Annotated in this window: 20 protein-coding genes and 1 riboswitch; of the genes, 18 read left to right on the top strand and 2 right to left on the bottom strand. The window is 60.8% G+C overall.

The genetic code is table 11. The annotated features are described in order from the left end of the window. Nucleotides 1-109 precede the first annotated feature (109 nt). The 14 genes from AC097P_RS08120 (at nucleotide 110) to AC097P_RS08055 (ending at nucleotide 13,826) form a co-directional block, all read left to right on the top strand. Complete coding sequence (locus AC097P_RS08120; RefSeq protein WP_479609886.1) at nucleotides 110-844, top strand: TetR/AcrR family transcriptional regulator; 735 nt, start codon at nucleotides 110-112, stop codon at nucleotides 842-844. After that, nucleotides 841-1,353, top strand: a complete 513-nt coding sequence (locus AC097P_RS08115) for a DUF2867 domain-containing protein (RefSeq protein WP_479609885.1) — start codon at nucleotides 841-843, stop codon at nucleotides 1,351-1,353. The genes AC097P_RS08120 and AC097P_RS08115 overlap by 4 nt, the downstream gene beginning before the upstream one ends. Further along, nucleotides 1,346-2,683: an ABC1 kinase family protein gene (locus AC097P_RS08110; protein WP_479609884.1), complete on the top strand. Its 1,338-nt coding sequence runs from the start codon at nucleotides 1,346-1,348 to the stop codon at nucleotides 2,681-2,683. The genes AC097P_RS08115 and AC097P_RS08110 overlap by 8 nt, the downstream gene beginning before the upstream one ends. Before the next feature lie 12 nt (nucleotides 2,684-2,695). Beyond that, complete coding sequence (locus tag AC097P_RS08105; protein ID WP_479609883.1) at nucleotides 2,696-3,070, top strand: DUF6463 family protein; 375 nt, start codon at nucleotides 2,696-2,698, stop codon at nucleotides 3,068-3,070. A gap of 43 nt (nucleotides 3,071-3,113) precedes the next feature. Further along, on the top strand, nucleotides 3,114-3,518 hold the full coding sequence (locus AC097P_RS08100; RefSeq protein ID WP_479609882.1) for an LIC_13387 family protein: 405 nt from the start codon (nucleotides 3,114-3,116) through the stop codon (nucleotides 3,516-3,518). 576 nt (nucleotides 3,519-4,094) lie between these two features. After that, complete coding sequence (locus AC097P_RS08095; RefSeq protein ID WP_479609881.1) at nucleotides 4,095-5,237, top strand: hypothetical protein; 1,143 nt, start codon at nucleotides 4,095-4,097, stop codon at nucleotides 5,235-5,237. Nucleotides 5,238-5,281: 44 nt separating this feature from the next. After that, nucleotides 5,282-6,928 (top strand): bifunctional UDP-sugar hydrolase/5'-nucleotidase UshA, encoded by a 1,647-nt coding sequence (gene ushA, locus AC097P_RS08090; protein ID WP_479609880.1) that lies wholly within the window; start codon nucleotides 5,282-5,284, stop codon nucleotides 6,926-6,928. A gap of 143 nt (nucleotides 6,929-7,071) precedes the next feature. Beyond that, entirely contained in the window at nucleotides 7,072-9,168 is a 2,097-nt protein-coding gene (locus tag AC097P_RS08085; RefSeq protein WP_479610425.1) for a hybrid sensor histidine kinase/response regulator, read from the top strand. Next, nucleotides 9,158-9,832 (top strand): pseudouridine synthase, encoded by a 675-nt coding sequence (locus AC097P_RS08080; protein WP_479609879.1) that lies wholly within the window; start codon nucleotides 9,158-9,160, stop codon nucleotides 9,830-9,832. The genes AC097P_RS08085 and AC097P_RS08080 overlap by 11 nt, the downstream gene beginning before the upstream one ends. A gap of 9 nt (nucleotides 9,833-9,841) precedes the next feature. Next, the gene (locus AC097P_RS08075; protein WP_479609878.1) at nucleotides 9,842-10,696 is read left to right on the top strand and encodes a 3',5'-nucleoside bisphosphate phosphatase; all 855 of its coding nucleotides are present in this window, start codon (nucleotides 9,842-9,844) and stop codon (nucleotides 10,694-10,696) included. Between the two features lie 12 nt (nucleotides 10,697-10,708). Beyond that, complete coding sequence (locus AC097P_RS08070; RefSeq protein ID WP_479609877.1) at nucleotides 10,709-11,332, top strand: L-threonylcarbamoyladenylate synthase; 624 nt, start codon at nucleotides 10,709-10,711, stop codon at nucleotides 11,330-11,332. Nucleotides 11,333-11,361: 29 nt separating this feature from the next. Beyond that, on the top strand, nucleotides 11,362-12,030 hold the full coding sequence (locus AC097P_RS08065) for a site-2 protease family protein (RefSeq protein ID WP_479609876.1): 669 nt from the start codon (nucleotides 11,362-11,364) through the stop codon (nucleotides 12,028-12,030). A gap of 7 nt (nucleotides 12,031-12,037) precedes the next feature. Further along, nucleotides 12,038-13,336, top strand: a complete 1,299-nt coding sequence (locus tag AC097P_RS08060) for a tryptophan--tRNA ligase (protein ID WP_479609875.1) — start codon at nucleotides 12,038-12,040, stop codon at nucleotides 13,334-13,336. 76 nt (nucleotides 13,337-13,412) lie between these two features. After that, nucleotides 13,413-13,826 (top strand): FKBP-type peptidyl-prolyl cis-trans isomerase, encoded by a 414-nt coding sequence (locus tag AC097P_RS08055; protein ID WP_479609874.1) that lies wholly within the window; start codon nucleotides 13,413-13,415, stop codon nucleotides 13,824-13,826. A gap of 12 nt (nucleotides 13,827-13,838) precedes the next feature. Here the strand turns inward: AC097P_RS08055 and AC097P_RS08050 are convergent, their stop codons facing one another. Continuing rightward, nucleotides 13,839-14,210 carry a hypothetical protein gene (locus AC097P_RS08050; protein WP_479609873.1) on the bottom strand — a complete coding sequence of 124 codons (372 nt, stop codon included), beginning with the start codon at nucleotides 14,208-14,210 and terminating at the stop codon, nucleotides 13,839-13,841. A gap of 64 nt (nucleotides 14,211-14,274) precedes the next feature. Then, a riboswitch (cyclic di-GMP riboswitch) is annotated at nucleotides 14,275-14,362 on the bottom strand. Nucleotides 14,363-14,685: 323 nt separating this feature from the next. Here AC097P_RS08050 and AC097P_RS08045 point away from each other — a divergent pair. The 4 genes from AC097P_RS08045 (at nucleotide 14,686) to AC097P_RS08030 (ending at nucleotide 20,971) form a co-directional block, all read left to right on the top strand. Beyond that, nucleotides 14,686-15,957: a M48 family metalloprotease gene (locus AC097P_RS08045; protein ID WP_479609872.1), complete on the top strand. Its 1,272-nt coding sequence runs from the start codon at nucleotides 14,686-14,688 to the stop codon at nucleotides 15,955-15,957. Between the two features lie 242 nt (nucleotides 15,958-16,199). Further along, nucleotides 16,200-19,934, top strand: a complete 3,735-nt coding sequence (locus AC097P_RS08040; protein ID WP_479609871.1) for a hypothetical protein — start codon at nucleotides 16,200-16,202, stop codon at nucleotides 19,932-19,934. 4 nt (nucleotides 19,935-19,938) lie between these two features. After that, complete coding sequence (locus tag AC097P_RS08035; RefSeq protein WP_479609870.1) at nucleotides 19,939-20,334, top strand: hypothetical protein; 396 nt, start codon at nucleotides 19,939-19,941, stop codon at nucleotides 20,332-20,334. A 442-nt stretch (nucleotides 20,335-20,776) separates the two neighbouring features. Then, nucleotides 20,777-20,971, top strand: coding sequence for a hypothetical protein (locus AC097P_RS08030; RefSeq protein ID WP_479609869.1), 195 nt, complete (start codon nucleotides 20,777-20,779; stop codon nucleotides 20,969-20,971). Here AC097P_RS08030 and AC097P_RS08025 read toward each other — a convergent pair. Further along, the gene (locus AC097P_RS08025; RefSeq protein ID WP_479609868.1) at nucleotides 20,955-21,395 is read right to left on the bottom strand and encodes a PEP-CTERM sorting domain-containing protein; all 441 of its coding nucleotides are present in this window, start codon (nucleotides 21,393-21,395) and stop codon (nucleotides 20,955-20,957) included. The genes AC097P_RS08030 and AC097P_RS08025 overlap by 17 nt on opposite strands. Nucleotides 21,396-21,735 lie beyond the last annotated feature (340 nt).

Below are 21,735 nucleotides of genomic sequence, written 5' to 3'. Positions count from 1 at the left end.
GAATGCGCCGCCAACCCGTCTTTAAACAAGCGTGTTGCATCGCCTTTTCTGTGGGGCAGGCCCAGCCAGACCACGCTCGCGGCAACCCATTTTTTGCTTTGAAACCCTTATGCGCACCACCAAAGCCCAACAAGCCAAGAGCCACCGCCTCATCATCAAGACGGCCGTGGACCTGATGACCCAACACGGGTTTGAAGGCACAACGATGAAGCAGATTGCACGCGCCGCCGACATCGGCGACGCCACCATCTACAAATACTTCCCCACTAAAGAAAAATTAATTACAGCGTACTTTGAGCAGGCCATAAGCGACGCGCTGGTGCGGGCAGAGAAAGCACCATGGAACAAAGACTTTACGCTGCACGAGCGCATGCAGCTACTGATCGAGAGCCTGCTGGAGATCTTGCTGGCCGACCGCGAATTTGTAGCCCTGGCGCGCGGTCTGATCGAACGCGCACCCATGCTGCTGCTGGGCGAGCAATTGCCGGGCAAGCCGCTGCTAAAAACTGCATTCATCCAGATGCTGGAGCAAGCCGAAACCAGCAAAGAAATCGTGCCCTGTGGCTTCAAGCCCAGTCTGGCCGGGTTGTTGGCGGACTATGTGTATGGCGTCATGGCCTACTGGCTGCGCGATGAATCGGAACAGTTTGCCAACACCACGCAAATGGTAGACCTGAGCCTGGGCGTGCTGGTGCTGGCGCTGCAGAGTGGCCTGGTTGACAAGCTGCTGGAATTGGGTGGCTTCATGGTGCGCAGCCAGATGGCGCGCTTGATGCACGATGGCTCGGGCCTGCTGGATCTGCTCCAACTGGCGCGCCGCGGCCTGGGGGGAGCACGCAAATGAAACCTATCCTTTGTGACCTACCCAGCGGTAGCCGCATCGCCCAGACCCTGCCCGGTTCCGACTTTGCCGACTGCTACCAGTTTGACGACTTGTGGCCGGACCAGACCGCATTCGAAACCTACCTGACCCTCACCGCACGCACCCCAGGCTGGATGAATGCGCTGATGGCGATGCGCAACCAGGCCGTGCGCCTGGTCGGGCTCAAGCACCTGGGCAATTTGTCGACCGACATCCACCGCAAACCGGCCAGCGCCTTCCACCTTGGCGACCGCGTGGGCATCTTCGGTCTGCAGTACCTGCAGCCGGATGAAGTGATTTTGTTTGACAACGACAAACATCTGCACGTGCAGTTGTCGCTGGTCAAACACGTGGTGGACAACAGGCCCATGGTGTCGCTGAGCACCGTGGTGCACATCCACAACCGCCTGGGGCGCCTGTACATGGCCATCGTCGGCCCGGTGCACAGTGTCATCGTGCCGCGCATGCTGGCGCAAGTAGCCCATGGCTAAGAAGAACAGCAAACCATCCGAGCTGCCCAGCACCGGGCGGCTGTCGCGCGGCGCCATTGCCGGCATGGCGGTAGCACGTGCCGGCCTTGCGCATCTGGGCCACAAGGCGCAGTCGCTGACCCGGGACGAAGCGCAACAGGCCCAGGCGCGCGCCGCACACGAGGCCGATCTTGGCCGCATCCTGTTTGCCGCGCTGAACCAGCTCAAGGGCACGGCCCTCAAAGCCTCGCAACTGATGAGCATGGAGCTGGGGTTTCTGCCCGAAGGCATGCGCCAGGAACTGGCCCGCGCCCACTACCAGGTCACACCGCTGAACCGCGCGCTGGTCATCAAAGTCCTGCGCCAGGAATTTGACCAGGACCCGCATGCACTGTTCCCGCAGTTCGAGCCCCAGGCCTTTGCAGCCGCCAGCCTGGGCCAGGTCCACGCTGCCACGCTGGCCAATGGAGACGCCGTGGCGGTCAAGCTGCAATACCCTGGCATGGCAGCGTCCATCGGCAGTGATATGCGCATGCTGCGCAGCCTGCTGCAAACGCTGGGCGGTCATTCGGACGCACTGCCCAAGACAGGCATCATCGACCGCGTGATGGCCGACATCGAGTTGAAACTGGCCGAAGAGTTGGATTATCTGCATGAGGCCCAGGCGCTGCAGTGGTTTGCACAACACCTGACGCTGCCCGGCCTGGTCATCCCACAACCGGTGATGGACCGCACGACAAAGCGCGTGCTGACCATGCAACACTTGGCTGGACAGCACGTCAACGAATGGCTGTTGACCCAGCCCAGCCAGGAACAGCGCGACCGGTATGGCCAGTTGCTATTCGACACCTTTCTGCACTGCGCTTTTGTGTTGCACCGCGTACAAGCAGACCCGCACCCCGGCAACTACCTGTTCATGCCCGACGGACAATTGGGTTTGCTGGATTTTGGTTGCACGCGGGTGCTCAGCCCCGACTTTTGCGATGCCATCTCGACCGTCTGGTCCGCTGTGCTGCACACGCCCCTGGACACCGCCCGCATCCAGCAGGCGTATCGGGCCCTGGGCTTGATTGACCACACGCTGAGCGCGCACGAATTTTGCACCGAACTGCTACCCGCTCTGTCCGGCATGCAAGCCTGGCAGCGCCTGCCTTTCATGGCGCCGGTCTACGACTTCGCCCATCACCCGCCCTACCCCGGCTCCAAACCCGAACACCAGCGCCAGGCCGTGCAGTTCTTGCGGGCGGTGCCGCCCGACCTGCCCTACTTTGACCGGGCGTATCTGGGGCTGACGCAGTTACTCAAAACCTTGGGTGCGCGGGTGCGCACCACCAACCCCTGGATCCATTGAAAGGTATACCCGATGCTGTCTGCACACTCCCCACCCCGCCACTGGATCGGCTATTGGCTGATGGTGGTAGCCGCACTGCACACGGTGTTTGGCCTGGTCGTGTTCCGCGCCGATTTACTGGCGATGGCGCAGTTGGGATTTTTCAACACCGTGGGTCAAGACCCGCGGCGCGCGGCCGTGGCCTTCTTCATGCTGTTCGGCTTCCTGCTGGCCGTGCTGGCCCAAGCAACGACCGCGTTGGAACGCGGCGGCCAGCATGCCATGCTGCGCCACGTGGGCTGGTCGTTGCTGCTGCTGTGCGCAGCGGCCGTGCTGTTGATGCCGGCGTCTGGCTTCTGGTTGGTGGTGCCAGCGCTGTGGGCACTGCTGCGCAAACCCGCGCCATGACCCGCTTACTGCCACGCGCAGCGGCGCCCTGCGAAAGCACACCATGAGCGACACACTTCTGATACTCGGCTGTTCGGTGTTTGTGATCCTCGGTATCGGGCATGCAGCGCTGACGCTGTTCAGCACGAAGCTGGAGCCCCATGACCCAGGCCTGGTGGCACAACTTAAGAGTGGCAAAGTCGGCCTGACCAAACCCGGGAATCTGTGGAATGCCATCCAGGGCTTCCATCTGAGCCACAGTCTGGGCATGGTGCTTTTCGGCTGGTTCTACACCACGCTGGCGCTCGAAAACCCGGGCTATTTGCAGTCCTCCGCCGTGCTGAATCTGGGCTTGCTGCTGGTGCCGGCGCTCTACATTTACCTGGCCCACCGGTTTTGGTTCAGCGTGCCCAGGAATTGTTTTATCGTTGCCTTGGGGCTGTTGCTGCTGTCCATGGCCTACCGATGAAGCCGGCATAGCCAGCTACATTTTTGATAGCTACATACGCATATTTCACGAGGGCTACAGGCCGTTTTCACTGCTCGTATTTTGCCTGTCGGCGCAGTCGCCCACCACAGGGTCAGCAGCAGCTGCGTCAAGCGACTCAAAGGCTCTAGGGCTCAACGGCTGTTGAATATCTTCTGAACTTGTCCTGCCTGCAGTCCTGGGGCCTGCCATCCAGCGATGCCTTCGCAAAGCGGCGAACACTCCCGGGCATGCCCGGCAACGCAGTCACCTCGACCGCCGTGCACTGCGTCGCCTGGCCCTCGGTATCGAACAGCACGCGCGCCCATACTTCGACCTGATAGGGTTGCGTGGGCGTCTACCCGTAGGTCGCCGGTGCCAACACGGCAAGCAGAAATGCACCGCATCGAAGAATCGGCGAAGCCGCCAACCAAGGTAGAAAGTGCATATGGTGAAAGCAAGTTACATCAGAGCCACGATTTTGCATGCATAGAGGCACGGCAACGCCGCACCAGCGCTCTTTCTGTCAATAATCCGGCCTTTGCAAACTTCTTACCACTTTGTGAGCGGCCTATCTCCATGACCAACAAGCCCCAGGCGACCACCCATGCCCACGCAATGGCCACCGCTGCCGCTCCCTCCACCACCCGCCTGCCAGCACTGGACGCGCTGCGCGGCCTGGACATGTTCTGGCTGATTGGGGGCGAGCTCTTGCCCGCAGCGCTGTTCGCCTGGACAGGCTGGTCCATCTGGCACACGCTGGCGCAGCAGTTTGAGCACAGCCCTTGGCATGGCTTCACGTTCTACGACCTGATCTTCCCACTGTTCATCTTCATCTCCGGGGTCAGCCTGGGGCTGCAGGGACATTCGTTGACCGGCGTGCCGCTGGCCACGCGCCGGCCGCAGTACGCACGTGCGCTGCGCCGCCTGTTGTTGCTGATACTGCTGGGTGTCGTCTACAACCACGGCTGGGGCACCGGCATGCCGGCCGACCCCGCAGCCGTGCGCTATGCCAGCGTGCTGGGGCGCATTGGTATCGCGTGGTTTGTGGCGGCCATGCTGCTGTGGCATTTGCGCACGCGGACGGTGGTGGTGCTGACTGCGGTCGTGCTGGTGGTGTATTCAGTGGTGCAACTGCAGTGGCCGCTGACCGAAGCAGGATCGCTGAATGCACTGATCGACCAAGCCTGGTTGCCCGGCATCACCTACCGCAACGCACCCTTTGATCCCGAGGGGCTGTATTCGCAGATCGGTGCTATCGGCAACTGCCTGATCGGCGCGTTCACCGGCACCATTTGGCGGATACAGGCCGGGGCGCCACGGCGGCGCCTGCTGGTGCTGGCCGGCATGGGCAGTACGCTGGTGTTGGTGGCCTGCCTGCTGCATCCGTTCTACCCACTGAACAAGTCGCTGTGGACCGGTTCATTCACGTTGCTGACCAGCGGCATCAGTGTGCTGTTGTTGCTGGCCTTTGACCTGCTGCTGGGGCAGCGGCCGGCACGCCTGTCCCAGCCGCTGTACTGGCTGGGCCAGAACGCTATTTTGATCTACCTGGGCACGAGCCTGGTGATGTGGGAGTTCAGTGTCAAAAGTTTGTTTGGTGGCTGGATCGCGGCCAGCCCCACCAACCTGCAGCCGCTGCTGTATGCGCTGGGCCTGCTGCTGTTACAACTGCTGGCGCTGCGGTGGCTGTACCAGCGCAAGCTGTTCCTGCGCCTCTGAACATCTGGCCCCCGGGCACCAGAGGAGCCGCTAACATCAGGCCCATGCGAATCTTCAAGCCCGTATGGACCGCCAGCCTGGCGCTGGCATTGGCGGCCTGCTCCCACCTGCAACCCGGTGGACCGACGCAGGACAAAACCGTCGCCATCACCATCTTGCACACCAATGACCACCATGGCCGCTTCTGGCAAAACAGCGATGGCGAATACGGCATGGCGGCACGCAAGACCGTCGTCGATGCCATACGCGCCGAGGTCGCCGCGGCCGGGGGCTACAGCCTGTTGCTGGACGGCGGGGACGTCAACACCGGCGTGCCCGAGTCCGATCTGCAGGAGGCTGTGCCCGACTTCAAGGGCATGAACCTGCTGGGCTATGACGCGATGGCGGTCGGCAACCACGAGTTTGACAAGCCGCCTGCGGTACTGGCCATGCAGCGCAAGCTGGCCGCCTTCCCTATCCTGTCGGCCAATATCTACCAGCGCGGTGAACGCATGTTTGCGCCCTACCAGATGTTTACGCTGGGCGGCGTGCGCGTCGCGGTGATGGGCCTGACCACCGAAGACACGCAAAAGCTGGGCAACCCGGCCCATATGCAGGACGTGGAATTCCGCAGCCCGATTCAAGAGGCTGCCAAGCTGGTGCCCACACTGCGCGCGCAGTCCGATATCGTCATCGCCGCCACCCACATGGGCCACTATGAAAACGGCCGCCACGGCATACAGGCGCCAGGCGATGTAGAGATGGCCCGCGCCGTCAACGGCATCGACCTAGTCGTGGGCGGCCACACACAGAACCCAGCCTGCATGCGCGCCGAAAACGTCATGGACACCGAATACGTGCCCGGTACGCCCTGCCAACCGGACCGGCAAAACGGCACGTGGATCGTGCAGGCCCATGAGTGGGGCAAGTATGTGGGGCGGGCCGATTTTCAGTACCGCAATGGCAACTTCACGCTGGTCAAATACGCGCTGATTCCCATCAACCTGAAAAAGCCGGTCACCGATGCGAACGGCACCACGCGCATGGTGCACTACACCACGCCCATTGCCGAAAACGCCGAGATGCTGGCGTTGCTACAGCCTTACCAGCAATTCGGCCAAAGCAAACTGCTGGTGCCGGTGGGCACCGTGGACGCCAAGCTGGACGGTGACCGCAACGTGCGCAAGGCGGCCACCAATCTGGGCATGGTCATAGGCCAGGCCATGATGGAGAAAACGCGCGCAGACTTTGCGATCATGAACTCTGGCGGCATCCGTGACTCCTTGCCTGCAGGAACCATCACCTACAAGGACATCCTCAAGGTGCACCCGTTTGGCAACACGCTGGTCACGCTGGACCTGACCGGCCACGAGGTGCTGGACTACCTGGCGACAGCCGCCCGCATGAGCCAGGGCGCCGGTGGCTTTCCACACGTCTCGGGCGTTGACATGGTCATCACGGCAGGGGCAGTCACCAGCGCCCGCATCCGCGGCACGCCGATCGACCCTGGCAAAACATACCGCATGGTCATCAACAACTTCACGGCCGTAGGCGGTGACGGCTACCCCAATGTCACCGGTCACCCCAGCTATGTGGACACAGGCTACGTCGATGCCGAGGTGCTGCGCGCCTTCATCGCCGCCAACAGCCCCTTGCAGACCGCACGCTTTGCGCCCGGCAACCACGTCATCTATACGGCGGCTCCACAGTGACCAACAACCCCCTGGACTTCGGGCGCATGAACACCCCCTCCCGCCGTAAAAAATTCCGCGTTGTCAGCCGTACCGCGCAAGCCTCTGACGCCGCGCTGCGCGCCGAGCAGGGCCTGATCGTCGATGGCTATGCGCCGTCGCAGATGATCGAAGACCTGCGCAAATACCAGGCCGAACTGGAGGTGCAGAACAAGGCGCTGCGCTACAGCCAGCAGGAGGCCGAGGGCGCGTCCGAGCGCTTTGCGACGCTTTTCTCCAACGTGCCGCTGGCGCTGATGGTCGTGGACGAGGAAGGCCTGGTCATGGCCAGCAATGCAATGGCACTGCGCCTCTTCCAGCCAGAAGAGAGCGATCCGCCGCTGCATTTTTTGCTGCCCTTTGTGGGGCCTGACCACGCCGATGCGGTGGCGGTTGCCTTCACCGGCGCCAAGGCCAGCGGCACCAGCGAAGTCAGCGAAGTGGTGTTTCTGGCAGGCTCACAGGGCAGCTTCACCGGCGACCTGCACATGGCCCGCATCGAGAATCCACAGGGTGACCTGGCCCACTTCATCTGCGCCATCATCGACCAGGGGCCCCTGCTGGCGCAGCGCCACGCGCTGCAGAAGAGCGCCGCCGTGTTGCAACAACGCAATGAGGATTTGCTGCTCAGCGAGAACCGCATGGCGGCCATCATCAACTCGTCGCTGGATGCCATTTTGTGCATTGACGAAGAGCGGCGCATCACGGTGTTCAACCCGGCTGCCACGGCGCTGTTCCAGTGTCCTGCCGACCAGGCCCTGGGTAGCAAGCTGGGCCGGTTTTTGCCCCAGGTAGAGGCGACGCTGGCAGGGGGTGGGGTTTCCACACAGGCCACGCTAGGAGAGTTTGCCGCCACCACGCTGCTGGGGCGCGAGATCTTTGTAGAAATCAGCGTCTCGCTGGAGCGGCGCCTGACCCCACGCGCACATTCGGATCTACCGGTCTCGGAGCTGATAGCCCGGCGCGGCATGCAAGGACCACATGGCGAAGTGACTACCATCTTTGCGCGCGACCTGACGGCCGCCAAGCTGGCAGAGGCAAGGCGCGTCACGCTGGAAACGCAATTGCGCGAGTCACAAAAGATGCAGGCCATGGGCACGATGGCTGGCGGCATTGCACACGATTTCAACAACATCCTCAGCGCCATTCTGGGCAACGTGGACCTGGCCAAGCAGGACACGGCAGCCGCTTCGCCAGCATTGACCAGCCTGCAAGAGATAGAGAAAGCCGGCCGGCGCGCGCGCGACCTGGTACGCCAGATTCTGACCTTCAGCCGCAACGAGGTGCCCAAGCGCCAGCCGATTGCAATGGACGACGTGGTGCTTGAGGCAGCGCGCCTGGTGCGCATGGCGCTGCCCCCGCTGGTGAACCTCCAAGTGCGCATGGCGCCCGGTACTGCGGCAGTGCTGGCCGACACCACGCAGGTGGAACAGGCCCTGCTGAACCTGTGTACCAACGCCATATTGGCAATAGGCAGCAAGAAGGGGTCTTTGAACATCGAGCTGGCTAGCGTACAACTGGCCCAGCCGCTGAGCGGGAAGCTGGGTCTGGCCCCGGGCAACTACGTGACGGTAGGGGTGCGCGACACCGGCGCCGGCATGACGCCCGAGACGCTGGCGCGAATTTTCGAGCCCTTCTTCACCACCCGCCAGGTGGGCCAGGGTACGGGCCTGGGATTGTCCGTCGTCCACGGCATCATGCAGACCCACCAAGGCGCCATCGACGTACAAAGCGTGCCCGGTGAGGGAAGTGAGTTCACGCTGTATTTTCCGCCCACGCAGCAGGCGGCGATTTCGCCCATCGCTGAGGAGGAGTTGGCGGCCCCCGAGCCCATCGTCGGCAAGGGCCGCCACGTCATGTACGTGGACGACGACCAGTCCCTGGTGTTTTTGATAGCACGGGTGCTCAAGCGCAAGGGCTTTACCGTCACCACCTTCACTGACCCCCACGAAGCCCAGGTCGCGTTGCGCGCTGATGCACAAGCCTTTGACATCTTGGTGACCGACTACAACATGCCCGGCTACAGCGGCATAGACCTGTTGCGCCAGGCCAAGCTGATACGCCCGGACCTGCCGGTGGCGCTGGCTTCTGGCTATGTGACGCCGGAGCTGGAGCAAAGCGCCATCCGCGAGGGCGCCAGCGCGCTGATCTACAAGCCCAACGATGTCAGCGAGTTTTGCGAGACCGTGCAACGCCTGATTGCGGGCGGCGATGCCAGCTGAGCCCCAGCCGACTGCTGAGCCGGACATCTGCATCGTCCACGCCGACGAGGCCATCATCGTGCTGGACAAGCCCTCCGGGCTGTTGTCGGTGCCCGGCCGCGGGCCGGACAAGCAAGACTGCCTGAGCGCCCGCGTGCAGGCCCGATTTGCCGACGCGCTGGTGGTGCACCGGCTGGACATGGCCACCTCCGGGCTCATCATCATGGCGCGCGGCGCGGCCGCCCAGCGGGCGCTGAGCGAGGCCTTTGCCAACCGGCAGATCACCAAGCGGTATGAGGCCATCGTCCACGGCGCCGTCGCTCCCACGGGCGATGCCTGGCGCGTGATTGACCTGCCAATAGCCGTCGACTGGCCGAACCGGCCGCTACGGGTCATCAACCGCGAAACCGGAAAGCCCAGCCAAACGCGTCTGCAACTGCAGCAGTTCGATGCCCGGCGCAATACCAGCCACGTGCTGCTGGAACCGCTGACCGGCCGCACCCACCAGCTGCGGCTGCATCTGCAGGCCATTGGCCACCCCATCCTGGGGGATGCGCTGTATGCACCCCCGGCTATAACCGCGCTGGCGCCGCGCCTGCTGCTGCACGCCTGTGCGTTGGGTTTTGCCCACCCCGGCAGCAGGATTGCGATGGAATTCCACAGGCCCATGCAGGGCAGCGCCTAAAATGCGTGGGTGATCCCCATACAAAACGCCGACCTCCACTGCCATTCGACGGTTTCGGACGGCACGCTCGCGCCCGAAGCCCTGGCCGAGCGCGCCAGCGCCAACGGTGTGGAGTTGTGGGCGCTGACCGACCACGACGAGATCGGTGGCCAAGCCCGCGCCGCCGCCGCCGCCAAGGCCTGCGGCATGCGCTACCTGACAGGGACAGAGATTTCCATCACCTTCATCGACAAGACGGTGCACATCGTCGGCCTGGGGTTTGACGCTTCGAATCCCGACCTGGTAGAAGGCCTGCGCCGCACCCGGGGTGGACGTGATGTGCGCGCCATGGAGATGTCCGACGGGCTGGCCAAAGTCGGCATCAAGGGGGCGTACGAAGGCGCTCTCAAGTTCGTCGGCAACCCGGAGCTGATCTCACGCACCCACTTCGCACGCTTCCTGATCGAATCTGGCGTGTGCCGCGACACCAATGAAGTGTTCCGAAAATTTCTGATTGAAGGCAAGCCCGGTTTTGTGCCGCACCGTTGGGCCACGCTGAGGGATGCCGTAAGCTGGATCACCGGTGCCGGCGGCATGGCCGTGATTGCGCATCCGGCGCGCTACAAATTCACGCCCAATCAAGAGTTTGCGTTGTTCACAGAGTTCAAGGCCTTGGGCGGCCAAGGCGTCGAGGTGGTGACCGGCAGCCACTCCGTGCCCGAGTACAGCGTCTACGCCGACACCGCCCGCGAATTCGGCCTTGCCGCGTCGCGCGGCAGCGATTTCCACAGCCCGGATGAAAGCCATACCGAACTCGGCACCCTGCCCTTCTTGCCCGCCAACCTGACCCCTGTGTGGGACTTGCTGGCATCGCGCATCCAATAGCGCGCTGTTGGTATGGCGCAGTTTTTCGAAGTCCACCCGGACAATCCCCAACCGCGGCTTTTGAAACAAGCCGTGGGTCTGTTGGAAAAAGGTGGCATCCTGGCCGTGCCCACGGACTCCAGCTATGCGCTGGTCTGCCACCTGGACGACAAGGCCGCGGTGGACAACCTGCGCCGCATCCGCGGTGTGGACGACAAGCACCACCTGACACTGCTGTGCCGCGACCTCAGCGAACTGGCCAGCTACGCGCGTGTCGACAACACGCAGTACCGCCTGCTCAAGTCCGCCACACCCGGGCCTTACACATTCATCCTGGAAGCCAGCAAGGAAGTGCCGCGCCGCGTCAGCCACCCGTCACGCAAGACCATCGGCCTGCGCGTGCCCGAGCACACAGCGCTGCAAGAGCTGCTAGCCCTCTACGGATCTGCATTGTTAGCTACTACTTTGATAGCACCCGGCGAAACCGAGCCCATGAACGACGCCAACGAAATCCGCGAACGCTTCGAAAAAGTGATTGCTGGTGTCATGGACGCAGGGGCTTGCGCCCTGGAGCCCACCACGGTGATTGACCTGACGGGTGCCGAGCCGCAACTGATACGCCAGGGCCGCGGCGATCTTGCCCGCCTGGGCCTCTAGTAGACATCTTCGGAATAGAGAACGAACACATGGACTTTGGCTCCCTCATCCAGCAAGCCGCCATCTTGGCGATACCCCTGCTCCTGGCAATCACACTGTCCGAGGCCGCACGCGGCCACGTCGCGTACTGGCAGGGTGACAAGACCGGCTGGAGCCAAGGGCGCCACACCTGGAACCCGACCAACCATATCGCGCCGCTAGAGACCATCGTGATTCCAATGGCCATGTTTTTCATGACCAACGGGTCGTTCATCTTCGGCAGCGCCAAGCCTATACCCATCGACTACCGCAACCTGCGCCACCACAAAAACAGTGCTATCTGGGTAGAGATGGCCAGCCCGATTGCGCTGTTTGTGATGGCATTGCTGTGGTACATCGCGCTGAACCTGCTTGCCATCCTGCAGGTGCAAGAGGCCTTTTTTCTGGAATCCTGCCGGGCAGGCGTCATGGTTTGCCTGAGCCTGTTTGCGTTCCAGTTGCTGCCCGTGCCGCCGCTGGCAGGCGGACGCGTGCTGCTGTTTTCGTTGCCGCCCAAGTATGCGATGCAGTTGGCAAAAATTGAGCCTTGGAGCATTTGGATTATTCTGCTGCTGGCCTTCATGCAGGTGTTGGGCCCGTTGTGGATGAACCCCATTCGTGGCCTGGCTCTGGCCGCGCTGCAACTACTGACCACACCCCTGGTTTACCTTTTCAACTGATAGTGTTATGCCCCAACCGACCACCCGCTTCCTGACCGGCATCACGACCTCCGGCACGCCCCACCTGGGCAATTACGTGGGCTCCATCCGCCCCTCCGTGCGGGCTAGCCAAACGGCCGGTGTAGAGAGTTTTTACTTCCTGGCGGATTACCACGCGCTGATCAAGACCGACGAGCCCGCCCGCATCCAGCGCTCCACGCTGGAGATTGCCGCTAGCTGGCTGGCCGCGGGGCTGAACCCCGAGCGGGTCACGTTCTACCGCCAGTCTGACATTCCCGAGATCCCCGAACTCACGTGGTTTTTGACCTGTGTTACCGGCAAGGGTGTGCTCAACCGCGCCCATGCCTACAAGGCGTCAGTGGACAAAAACACCGCCGCCGGCCAGGACCCAGATGCCGACGTGACTGCGGGCCTATTCATGTACCCGGTGCTGATGGGCGCGGACATCTTGCTGTTCAATGCCCACAAGGTGCCGGTGGGGCGCGACCAGATCCAGCACATCGAGATGGCGCGCGACATGGCCAACAGCTTCAACCACCGCTATGGCGAGCACTTTGTGCCGCCGCAGGCCGAGATTGAAGAATCGGTGGCCACCTTGCCCGGCCTGGATGGCCGCAAGATGAGCAAGAGCTATGACAACACCATCCCCTTGTTTGCGACACGCGAGCAATTGAAGAAGCTGATTGCCGGCATCGTCACCGATTCGCGCGCACCGGGCGAGCCCAAGGACACCGATGGCTCGGCACTGTTCCAGATCTACCAGGCCTTTGCCAGCGACGAAGAAACCCAGGCGCTGCGCAAGGCCTATGCCGACGGCATTGCGTGGGGTGATGCCAAGCTGACCCTGCTGGAGCGTATTGACCGCGAAATTGCGCCCATGCGCGAAACCTACCAAAACCTGATCAACAACCCGGCCAAGATCGAAGCGATATTGCTGGCTGGTGCCACCAAGGCCCGCCAGCAGGCCACGCCCTTCATGGCTGCGCTGCGCCATGCGGTTGGTATACGTAAGCTGGGCGACCAGTCCCAACCCAGCACCCAGAAAGTCGCCAAGGCAGCCCTGCCCAGTTTCAAGCAGTACCGGGAGGCCGATGGCCAGTTCCGTTTTAAATTCGTCGACGCCCAGGGGCGCCTGCTGTTGCAAAGCTTGGGGTTCGCGTCGCCCAAGGATGCGGGCCAGGCGATTGCCCTGTTGACCCGGGAGGGTGCTGGTGCGTTGGCTACGCTAGCAGGCCAACTGGAGCCTTTGGCTGTGGAAGCGACCGCAGTGGGTGCGGCGTTGGAGTCGCTGTCTGCGGGAACTTAAGGCGACAGCACGCGCTCACATTGGCGCTGCACCTCGATGCAGCGCCATTTTTTTTATCTACACGCTATACGTTTCCATGACACCCCATTTCCTGCTGATTCCTTTTTTCCTTTCACTCACCGCCCTTGGCGCGCATGCCGCGGCTGCCGTCGAGACGGAGACACTGGCCTCTGGCGTTGTTATTGCGCATACCGTCGTGGGCAAAGGCGCCATGCCCATGGCCACGGACCGGGTCAAGGTGCACTACCGGGGTACTTTGTTGGATGGGACTGAGTTCGACAGCTCGTACAAGCGCAACGAACCCGCGGTGTTTCCGCTGAGCCAGGTGATACGCTGCTGGACCCAAGGCGTGCAGAAGATGAAGGTCGGCGGCAAGGTCAAACTGACCTGCCCCGCCGCTACCGCTTATGGTGAACGGGGTGCAGGCGGCATGGTGCCACCTAACGCCACACTGAACTTCGACGTCGAATTGCTCGCCATCGAACGGTAGTGTGCGCGCGGCTCAGCGCTTCATGGACTGACCGGAACCGACAGCCGCTGCCCACGAAAACACGCTGTTGGCACAGACACTGAAGCTCTGGTCCTGGGCGTGCGTTCTGCCACCCGCGCAATCCTTGCCGTACTGGGTGATGACATAGTGGGTACAGGTCACCTGCTTGCCGGGGCTCAGCGTGGCCGCAGCGCGCAGTGCACGAACCGTGCCTTGGGCTTCCAGTTTGGCCAGCCGGTTACGGGTGGAAATCTCGGGTGCGCTGACGTAGTGTGCGACATCCTTGATCGGGATGGGTGCAGTCAGAGTTGCAAGGTGACGCAGAATATCCAACGATTCGGGCCATTGCTCGACAGGAATATTTCGGTTGGAGTGCTTGGTCATACAGCCGCCTTTAGTTTGCGTTAACAAATAAAGGGCGACGCAACATCGAAAATTTGCCATTTTCGATGGCAACCCCGCTGGCATATGACCTCAGTCATGTGAGCCCGGAAGCTTTGCGTCCTTGACTTTCGTCAAGTTTGCCCTTGCCAGATTTGCTCTTTCGAACCGCCTCGCTGGCTGCGAGTAGCACCGCCTCGTCATCAAGGTCGTTGCTGCTAATTCGAATATTACATGCACCACGGTTGATTTGCAAGCAGATGTTACAAAACGCTGCAATTACGTCGGTACCGCAGACCTAAGCCTGGAAGCGACTCGCTAAAATTTCAAGCTAACCAGCCGCGTGCTGGTATTTTTTTGAGAAACGGGGACATCAATGGTGGTTTGGACCAAAGGGTATCGCGGATACGCGAGCTTGGTCGTGCTGTGCTGGGCTTTAGGCCTTGCGACGGGTGCGCGGGCTGAAGACTTGGTAGACGTGGCAAAAGCAGCTGCCACCGCCAAAGAGCCTTCAGAGAAACTGTTTTACCAGGACCTGGTGCATATGCAGCAGAAACTGGCTGCGGCAAGCGGGCTCAAGCTGCGCCTGCTGGTATCCGACGACGAAGATGTCAATGCCTACGCCACCGAACAAAAAGGCGAACGCTGGGTGGTGCTGAATTGGGGCCTGCTGGAGGCCCTGCACGACGACCGTGACGCCATAGCCGCCGTGCTGGCCCACGAATACGCCCACCACGGCAAGGAGCACATCAGCAAGTCCAAATCCACGGAAGGTGTGCTGAGTGTGCTGGGTGCCATTGCGGGTGCAGCGATTAACTACAAACTGGGCACGTCCCAGTTGGGCCATACCGTGGGGCGCACCGGGGCCAAAGTGCTGTCCAGCTCCTTCTCGCGCGACCAGGAGCGCGAGGCCGATACCCAGGGGCTGCAGTGGGTCATCGCCGCCGGCTATAACCCCATGGGCGCCGTGCGCTTGCAGAAGAAACTGCTGGAGCTGGCCGGCAGCGATGACAACTTCTCGTTGTTTCGTACCCATCCGCCGTCCAAAGAGCGCGCATCGGAACTTGAGGCGCTGATCGCCAAAAGCGACCAGGCCAAGCCCCTACTCGGCCAGCCGCTAGTCGCGTTGAACCTACCGCAGAACAGCGACGATGACGAAGAGGACGACGACAGCAGCAAGATGGCATCCGGCAATAGTGCTGCCCGCACGGCACTTGCGCCGCCCAGCGCTGCTTCACTGGCACCCATCCAGGGTTTCAGCCTGGAGCGCTACGCCAGCTACGTGAATGAATTGGCCGCCGCGCCTGAAAGCCTGCATGCCAAGGTCTACGCCAAGTACAAGTTGACTGAAGCCAGCGCGGGCAAACTGAACGATGCCTGGGTGCAGCGCATGCAAGACGACAAAGCGCTGGCCGCCCAATACGGCATCGTGTACCTGGAAACGGCCACCGGTCCGTTCGCGCGCCACGCCAAAGCAGCTGCCGACGCCCAGCGCACGGGCAAAGCGGTGGCCGGAGACGCACCCATTCCCCAGGCAGACTGGATAGCGCTGACCAAGAGTCAAAGCGCCGCCTACGCCAACAACAAGGATTACAAGTTAGCCGCCGAAGAATTTGCCAAGGCCACACGCGCCAAGGGTTACAGCCCCTACGACTTTCACCTGGCCAGCAGCTGGTGGTTTGCCGTAGCCCGGCAGAAGGCCAGTGCGGGCGACACCAGCCTGCTGCAAAAGCTCAGCAGCAACGGTTAGTAGGGGACACGCTGTCCAGTGCAAATGAAGGTCGCTGAAAAACTTCCTGCATAGAAAATTCTACTTCTCGGCCTTTTGATTTAGCGGAGGGGGACCCCCTACATCTGTAGGGTGTTCAAAACGCACGCACTCTATAAAAATATATGCTCGTGTGCACTTAGCTTCAATGCAAAGCCACGGAGGGCGTGCCCAGCCAACTGGGTACGCAGGCTTAAACCAAAAAGATAGAAAGAGCATCGAGCATGTACGATTACTCACGTTACGACACCCCCGACTACCCATCGGGCATATCCGACGCAGACATCGCTAACTTCTATTCTGCGCACGCTGGCGACGACGCGGCCATCACCGCGGCCATGGCCCAATACGGTGTCAGCGCTGACCGCGTCACTGCACTCACCGGCTGGCACTCAGCACAGGCCGAGCCCGCCCCGGTTTGGGTACCCCCTGCACCACCCCAGTCCCAAGCCGCAGTTGCCCCCGCAGTGTCCGATACAGACATTGCAAACTTCTACCAAGCGCACAAAGGCGACGATGCAGCCATCACCGCGGCCATGGCCCAATACGGTGTCAGCGCAGACCGTCTAGCGGCAGTTACTGGGTGGCAACCTACCCAGGCACAAGCCGCTGCGTCCACTACGCCTGCATCTACCGCAAGCTCCGCCCCCGCCACCCCCGTGGTATCAGATGCCGACATTGAGAACTTCTACAAAGCGCATGCTGGCGATGACGCGGCCATCATTGCGGCAATGGCCCAGTATGGTGTCAGCGCAGAACGCTTAGCGGCACTTGCGGGTGTGCAGATAACGCCTGCCACCACTGCCACCCTGTCGGATACCGACATTCTCAACTTCTACAAGGCGCATGCAGGCGATGATGTGGCCATCATCACTGCCATGGCCCAATACGGTGTCAGCGCAGAACACATCATGGCGCTCGCCGGTGTGCAGACTAAGCCGGATGCGATATCGGATGCTGACATTATCAACTTCTACCAGGCACATGTAGGCGATGAGGCGACCATCATCACCGCCATGGCCCAGTACGGCATCAGCGCACAGCGTATTGCGGCGCTCGCTGGTTTGCAGATTACACCGGCTGAAAATGCAACGATATCGGATGCCGACATCGTCAACTTCTTCAAGGCACATGCTGGCGACGATGCTGCCATCTTTGGCGCCATGGCCCAATACGGTATTAGCGCAGAACGCATACTTGCACTGGCCAGTTCCGGTACGCAAACGCCGCAACAGTCCCCGGCAGCACCCATAACCGACACTGCCATTGCGAACTTCCTCCAAGCGCACGCAGGGGATGACGCAGCCATTGCGGCTGCCATGACCCAATACGGTGTCAGCGCAGACCGAGTCGCGTCCGTCCAAAAGCAACTGGCCATAGCGCAATACTGGGACCAGAACAAAGACGACCCGACCAAGATTCGTGCTGCCATGCAGGAATACGGAATCGGTGTGAATGACGCGGCCAGGGCTCTGCACATGAGGCCCCAGGCCATGGCGGACTACCTCAATACGGGGCGCACAGTTGTTCAAAGCGGTGGCGTCGGCGGTGACCCCACTTACAACTACGATCTGGTGACACCAGAGCCGATGTCCGATGCTGAGTTGCTGCAGGCATCACAGTACGCCCAGTTTTTAGCAACTATTCACCCGGACATGCTGGATGCCTCTGGGAGATTCAAAGGGCCTCAGGCGGGCGTCAACTACACGTACGAAGGTGCGACGCCCGAGGAGCTTTATCTCAATGCTGTGCGCCCTCAGACCCTAATGGTAGGGGGATGGGACGGGACACAGGAGCTTGAGAGCTACGATGCAACACTGGCGGCTCTTGCACAAAGAGCTTCGGGGCTGAATGCTTCCTGGCGGCCTTACGTTGACCACGGCAACATGTTTGCTCAGCTTGCAGAGATCGTGGCGATAGCTGTGGTCGCGTACGTTACGGCGGGCGTGGCATTGGAGGCGTTTGGAGCGGCTACCGCGACGGCCGGCGGTGCTACCTTGACGGGAGCGGAGGCTGCAGCAGCAGTAGCGGCAAATACAGCAACCTGGACCACGACGTCCATGATGGTGTCCGGCGCAGCGGCAGGTGCGGCGGGATCACTGGCAGGTCAGGTGGTTGGAGTGGCCACGGGTCAGCAGGGCCATATTGATTGGGGTGCTGTAGCCATGGGTGCGGTGGGCGGTGCAGTGGGCGGTGGTGTGAGTAGCGCCAATCTGTTTGGCAGCCAGATTGGCAATGCCATGGGCTCCAGTGCCATCACGCAAACTGTGGGGGTAGCCACGGGGGCACAGGAACACTTCAGTTGGGGTAACGTGGTGTCTGCCGGTATTTCGGCGAGCGTCAGCCAGGGGACGACTGAATTGTTCAAAGGTACTGATGTGTCGCCCACGGCGGTCCAAGCGATTGGAAGCTTTGCGGGTAGTGTGGTGGGTACGGCGGTAACGAACAACGGCAATGTGAGCAGTTCGCAGGTACTCAGTTCGTTTGTCAACTCGTTTACCAACAGTATGTTGAATGGCACTACTGCCGCTCCTGTGGACAACCAGGGATTGCTGAACGCATCCAACCAGGTGGCGGATCCCACGTACTACGACATCGATAACCGGGCGCTGCTCAATGCCAGCAACGCCACGCCCATTGATGTAACGTTCTCCGAGGCGGACAACACTTGGTATGCCAATACCAGCACTACGCACAATGATGCCAACCTCATCAGCGACCCGTACACCGACGGCGAGGCCGCAGCGGATTGGTTGCGGGAGAGCAAGCGCACCGGCTCCACCACGGTGACGACCACGAATAACGCAACTGTCAGTGGCGGTGAGGCTTGGGCGTCGGATGTGGCGATGCGACAAGTGGTCAACAATCCTTACGGACTGCCCACATCATCTCCGCTGGTTAACGGAGCGGTGTTTACAGACGATACCCGTGTAATCAGAGATTTCGACCCTAACGGAGCTTGGGATCCTGATGCTCCGGGGGGATACGGCGACATTAACGACGGTAGTCAACTAGCTGCAGGAGGTGCCGTTCGGGTAGTGCGCGGGAGCGCTGTAGTTAGGCCTGGCGGTGGCTCAAACGTGCTGGACCCCATTCCTTCTACCGTCAACGGCATGAATGTTAACCAGAGGACGGAAGGCCTGATCCAAGCGGCAGCCGAACTTTCGGGTGCGGGTGAACTGTACCGCGACATTAAGCTACTGGGCCCGCTCCTGAGCGATTCGGCGCAGCAATCCACGATTGATGAACTCAAAAAAACCTTGCAAAGCAACCTGGGGATGATGCGAGTGCTGCCATCAGAATCTGACCTTGGCGCTGTGGCCGGCATTGGCTCGGACGGCATTCAGCGCTGGGACAAGAACGACGTCATCGAACGATACACGGACGCCATACGCAAGATCGAGTTGATGAGAGAAGGAGTTATCGAACTCGATACCAAAACCATGGTGATTAAGTCAATCGGAACCGAAAAACTCGCACCTGATCAATGGGTCGCTGAGAACACGCGACGCTATCAGGAGGCGTTTGCCGTGGGTATCGAAGAAGGGCAGCGGCGTTATGACGCAGGTACGTTGCACTATCCCGCAGACATGCCTCGTCAATTGCAGGAAGGCTTGTTCGCGGACGATGTTGCCCGGACTGCAGTAATTCGATACAACCAAAGTATTGGTGTTCCCGAAGGTCCAGGCCAGTTGTTGAGCATGAACCGCTGGAGCTACGACCCCAGCGGCAGTGGCTTGTATAACCGCATCGACATGCTGTTGGACTTGGGGCCGAACCGCGATAATGGTGCGCTGATCTTGCGCACTGCGCTTGAAGGTAAATCCTCGCTGGGGGCTGTGCAATCGTCGGCCGGCCAGCTTCAGAGGGTCTATGACTGGGTGACATCCAGGGTGCTAACCGCGACCCCACGGGCCACAACACCTTGGATACCTGCACCATCGAAACGCGGAAGGTAGAAGCATGAAAGCAAAAAAGTCTGTTATTGGTTTTGAGCATGATTTGAATGGCATGCTGGGTGGCCTGGCCTTGTATCGACGCGGGATTGATGAGTTCTACCTGTCGCAGGGCTTTCCTTCGATCTACAAACAGATTGAAGGTATCCGCCGCGATCTCGAAGCCCTGGGTATGTACGAGCGTTGCCGAGATGCGTTGACGGAGGCCGAGGCGCTAATCCGACAAGGCCCGGAGCACGACGAGGAGGCTGACATGTTGATGCTCAATGCTCTGCGTGCCGTCTCGCAAGCCTCTGGCAGCTTTGATGCCATGCGCAAGAAACTTAAGAACAATCCCAACGCCACGCTGGAGGACTTCAAGCCCGACCCGGACGGTTTGGCTGCTGGGGTCGGACCGCAATAATGGCGCACTGTTCTTGCGCTCGGCGCTTGAAGGTAAGTCCTCGCTGGGGGCTGCGCAATCGTCGGCCGTCCAGCAGGGCTTATGACTGGGTGACGCCTAGGGTGAGAACCGCGACCTCGTCAGGTCATTGACTATTGGCGCCAGCGAACCCAACGCAATTCCTTTTAGCTGCTAAAGAAGAATAAAAAAGCCCTCACCACCCCAGCCCTAGCGGCTGAGGGTTGTGAGGGCTTTGTCTTTGGTGCTGCTGCCGTTCAGTGTCGCGCCAGCACCGTATCGACCTGAAATCACCCCGACTTTTCGAGAAAACGGAATCAGATACATGGATGCGTATCCCGATTTCTCTCCTTTAGCGTCTGGTCAAGTTGAAATTGCGAACAAGTCAATTAGCAGGACATCGAATTTTGCTCAAGCTGACAGAGCATATGCAACGCAACAGGGCATGCCTCCAAGCGCCGCCTACGCCATCAACAAGGATTACAAGTTAGCCGCTGACGAATTTGCCAAGGCCACACGCGCCAAGGGTTACAGACCCTACGACTTTCACCTGGCCAGCAGCTGGTGGTTTGCCGTGGCCCGACAAAAAGCCAGTGCGGGGGATACCAGCCTGCTGCAAAAGCTCAGCAGCAACGGTTAGTTGCCGCCTTGCGGCGGCGAACCATGGCCCCGATCGCAGCCAAGCCTGCGAACATCAAGGCAAAGGATTCCGGTTCAGGTACCGCGGAGGTGACGGACACGTTGTCCAAGGTACCGCCACCGGTGCCCGCTGTCGAAAAGAATCGCAGCGTGGTGGCACCACTCAATTCTACGGAAGCCGTGTACTGCTGCCACACATTGCCCGAGAGAGCGCCGGTGGCGTTGGCCAACACGTGGCCATTCACGTTTCCGAGGTTGAAATCAATACCGGTGTACCCAGCCCTCGCACCCTCGTGCGGCGAGTACCAGAAACTGAGGATGTAGCTGCCGTTGCCCGTAATGGTTTGTTCGACTTCGCTATGGAGGCTCAGGTCCAGGTAGCTGGAACCCTGTTCTGCAACACCGTACAGATTGTTTGCAATCATGATAGGGGCGCCCATCGAAGCGCTGCTACTGATCCATCCGGGAATGCTGAAGTAAGACCCCATTGAGCCAGGTCCTTGAGACTGTCCAGCGGCGGTCTCCTCGAAACTGCCGTTGACTACAAGATTGTTTGCTTGAGCCACCCAAGCAGAAGAGGCCAGAACCACGCCAATGAGAGTTTTGCGTCTAGACAAGTTGTTCATCCCTGAAGAAAGAGGTGTTGATTTTTTATGCGCCGCCAGCGTCAACTGAGGTGCAGCAAATTATTGACGCGGTGCAGCATGCCCAGCAATAGTCCATCTGGCTAGGGCAACTTCCACCTGCGACTTAACAACTTCTCGC

Source organism: Rhodoferax sp. ZS1R8 (genome assembly GCF_056521325.1).
The sequence above is the reverse complement of the archived record's forward strand: the minus strand, read 5'-3'. Positions and strand labels throughout refer to the sequence as shown.

Bases quoted from the DNA above. Each gene is read 5' to 3' on its own strand.
- ushA (WP_479609880.1), top strand. From the start codon at position 5,282: ATGCGAATCTTCAAGCCCGTATGGACCGCCAGCCTGGCGCTGGCATTG.
- AC097P_RS08080 (WP_479609879.1), top strand. From the start codon at position 9,158: ATGCCAGCTGAGCCCCAGCCGACTGCTGAGCCGGACATCTGCATCGTC.
- AC097P_RS08095 (WP_479609881.1), top strand. From the start codon at position 4,095: ATGACCAACAAGCCCCAGGCGACCACCCATGCCCACGCAATGGCCACC.
- AC097P_RS08110 (WP_479609884.1), top strand. From the start codon at position 1,346: ATGGCTAAGAAGAACAGCAAACCATCCGAGCTGCCCAGCACCGGGCGG.
- AC097P_RS08040 (WP_479609871.1), top strand. From the start codon at position 16,200: ATGTACGATTACTCACGTTACGACACCCCCGACTACCCATCGGGCATA.
- AC097P_RS08120 (WP_479609886.1), top strand. From the start codon at position 110: ATGCGCACCACCAAAGCCCAACAAGCCAAGAGCCACCGCCTCATCATC.
- AC097P_RS08055 (WP_479609874.1), top strand. From the start codon at position 13,413: ATGACACCCCATTTCCTGCTGATTCCTTTTTTCCTTTCACTCACCGCC.
- AC097P_RS08030 (WP_479609869.1), top strand. From the start codon at position 20,777: ATGCCTCCAAGCGCCGCCTACGCCATCAACAAGGATTACAAGTTAGCC.
- AC097P_RS08035 (WP_479609870.1), top strand. From the start codon at position 19,939: ATGAAAGCAAAAAAGTCTGTTATTGGTTTTGAGCATGATTTGAATGGC.
- AC097P_RS08025 (WP_479609868.1), bottom strand. From the start codon at position 21,395: ATGATTGCAAACAATCTGTACGGTGTTGCAGAACAGGGTTCCAGCTAC.
- AC097P_RS08085 (WP_479610425.1), top strand. From the start codon at position 7,072: ATGATCGAAGACCTGCGCAAATACCAGGCCGAACTGGAGGTGCAGAAC.
- AC097P_RS08065 (WP_479609876.1), top strand. From the start codon at position 11,362: ATGGACTTTGGCTCCCTCATCCAGCAAGCCGCCATCTTGGCGATACCC.
- AC097P_RS08050 (WP_479609873.1), bottom strand. From the start codon at position 14,210: ATGACCAAGCACTCCAACCGAAATATTCCTGTCGAGCAATGGCCCGAA.
- AC097P_RS08060 (WP_479609875.1), top strand. From the start codon at position 12,038: ATGCCCCAACCGACCACCCGCTTCCTGACCGGCATCACGACCTCCGGC.
- AC097P_RS08105 (WP_479609883.1), top strand. From the start codon at position 2,696: ATGCTGTCTGCACACTCCCCACCCCGCCACTGGATCGGCTATTGGCTG.
- AC097P_RS08070 (WP_479609877.1), top strand. From the start codon at position 10,709: ATGGCGCAGTTTTTCGAAGTCCACCCGGACAATCCCCAACCGCGGCTT.
- AC097P_RS08100 (WP_479609882.1), top strand. From the start codon at position 3,114: ATGAGCGACACACTTCTGATACTCGGCTGTTCGGTGTTTGTGATCCTC.
- AC097P_RS08115 (WP_479609885.1), top strand. From the start codon at position 841: ATGAAACCTATCCTTTGTGACCTACCCAGCGGTAGCCGCATCGCCCAG.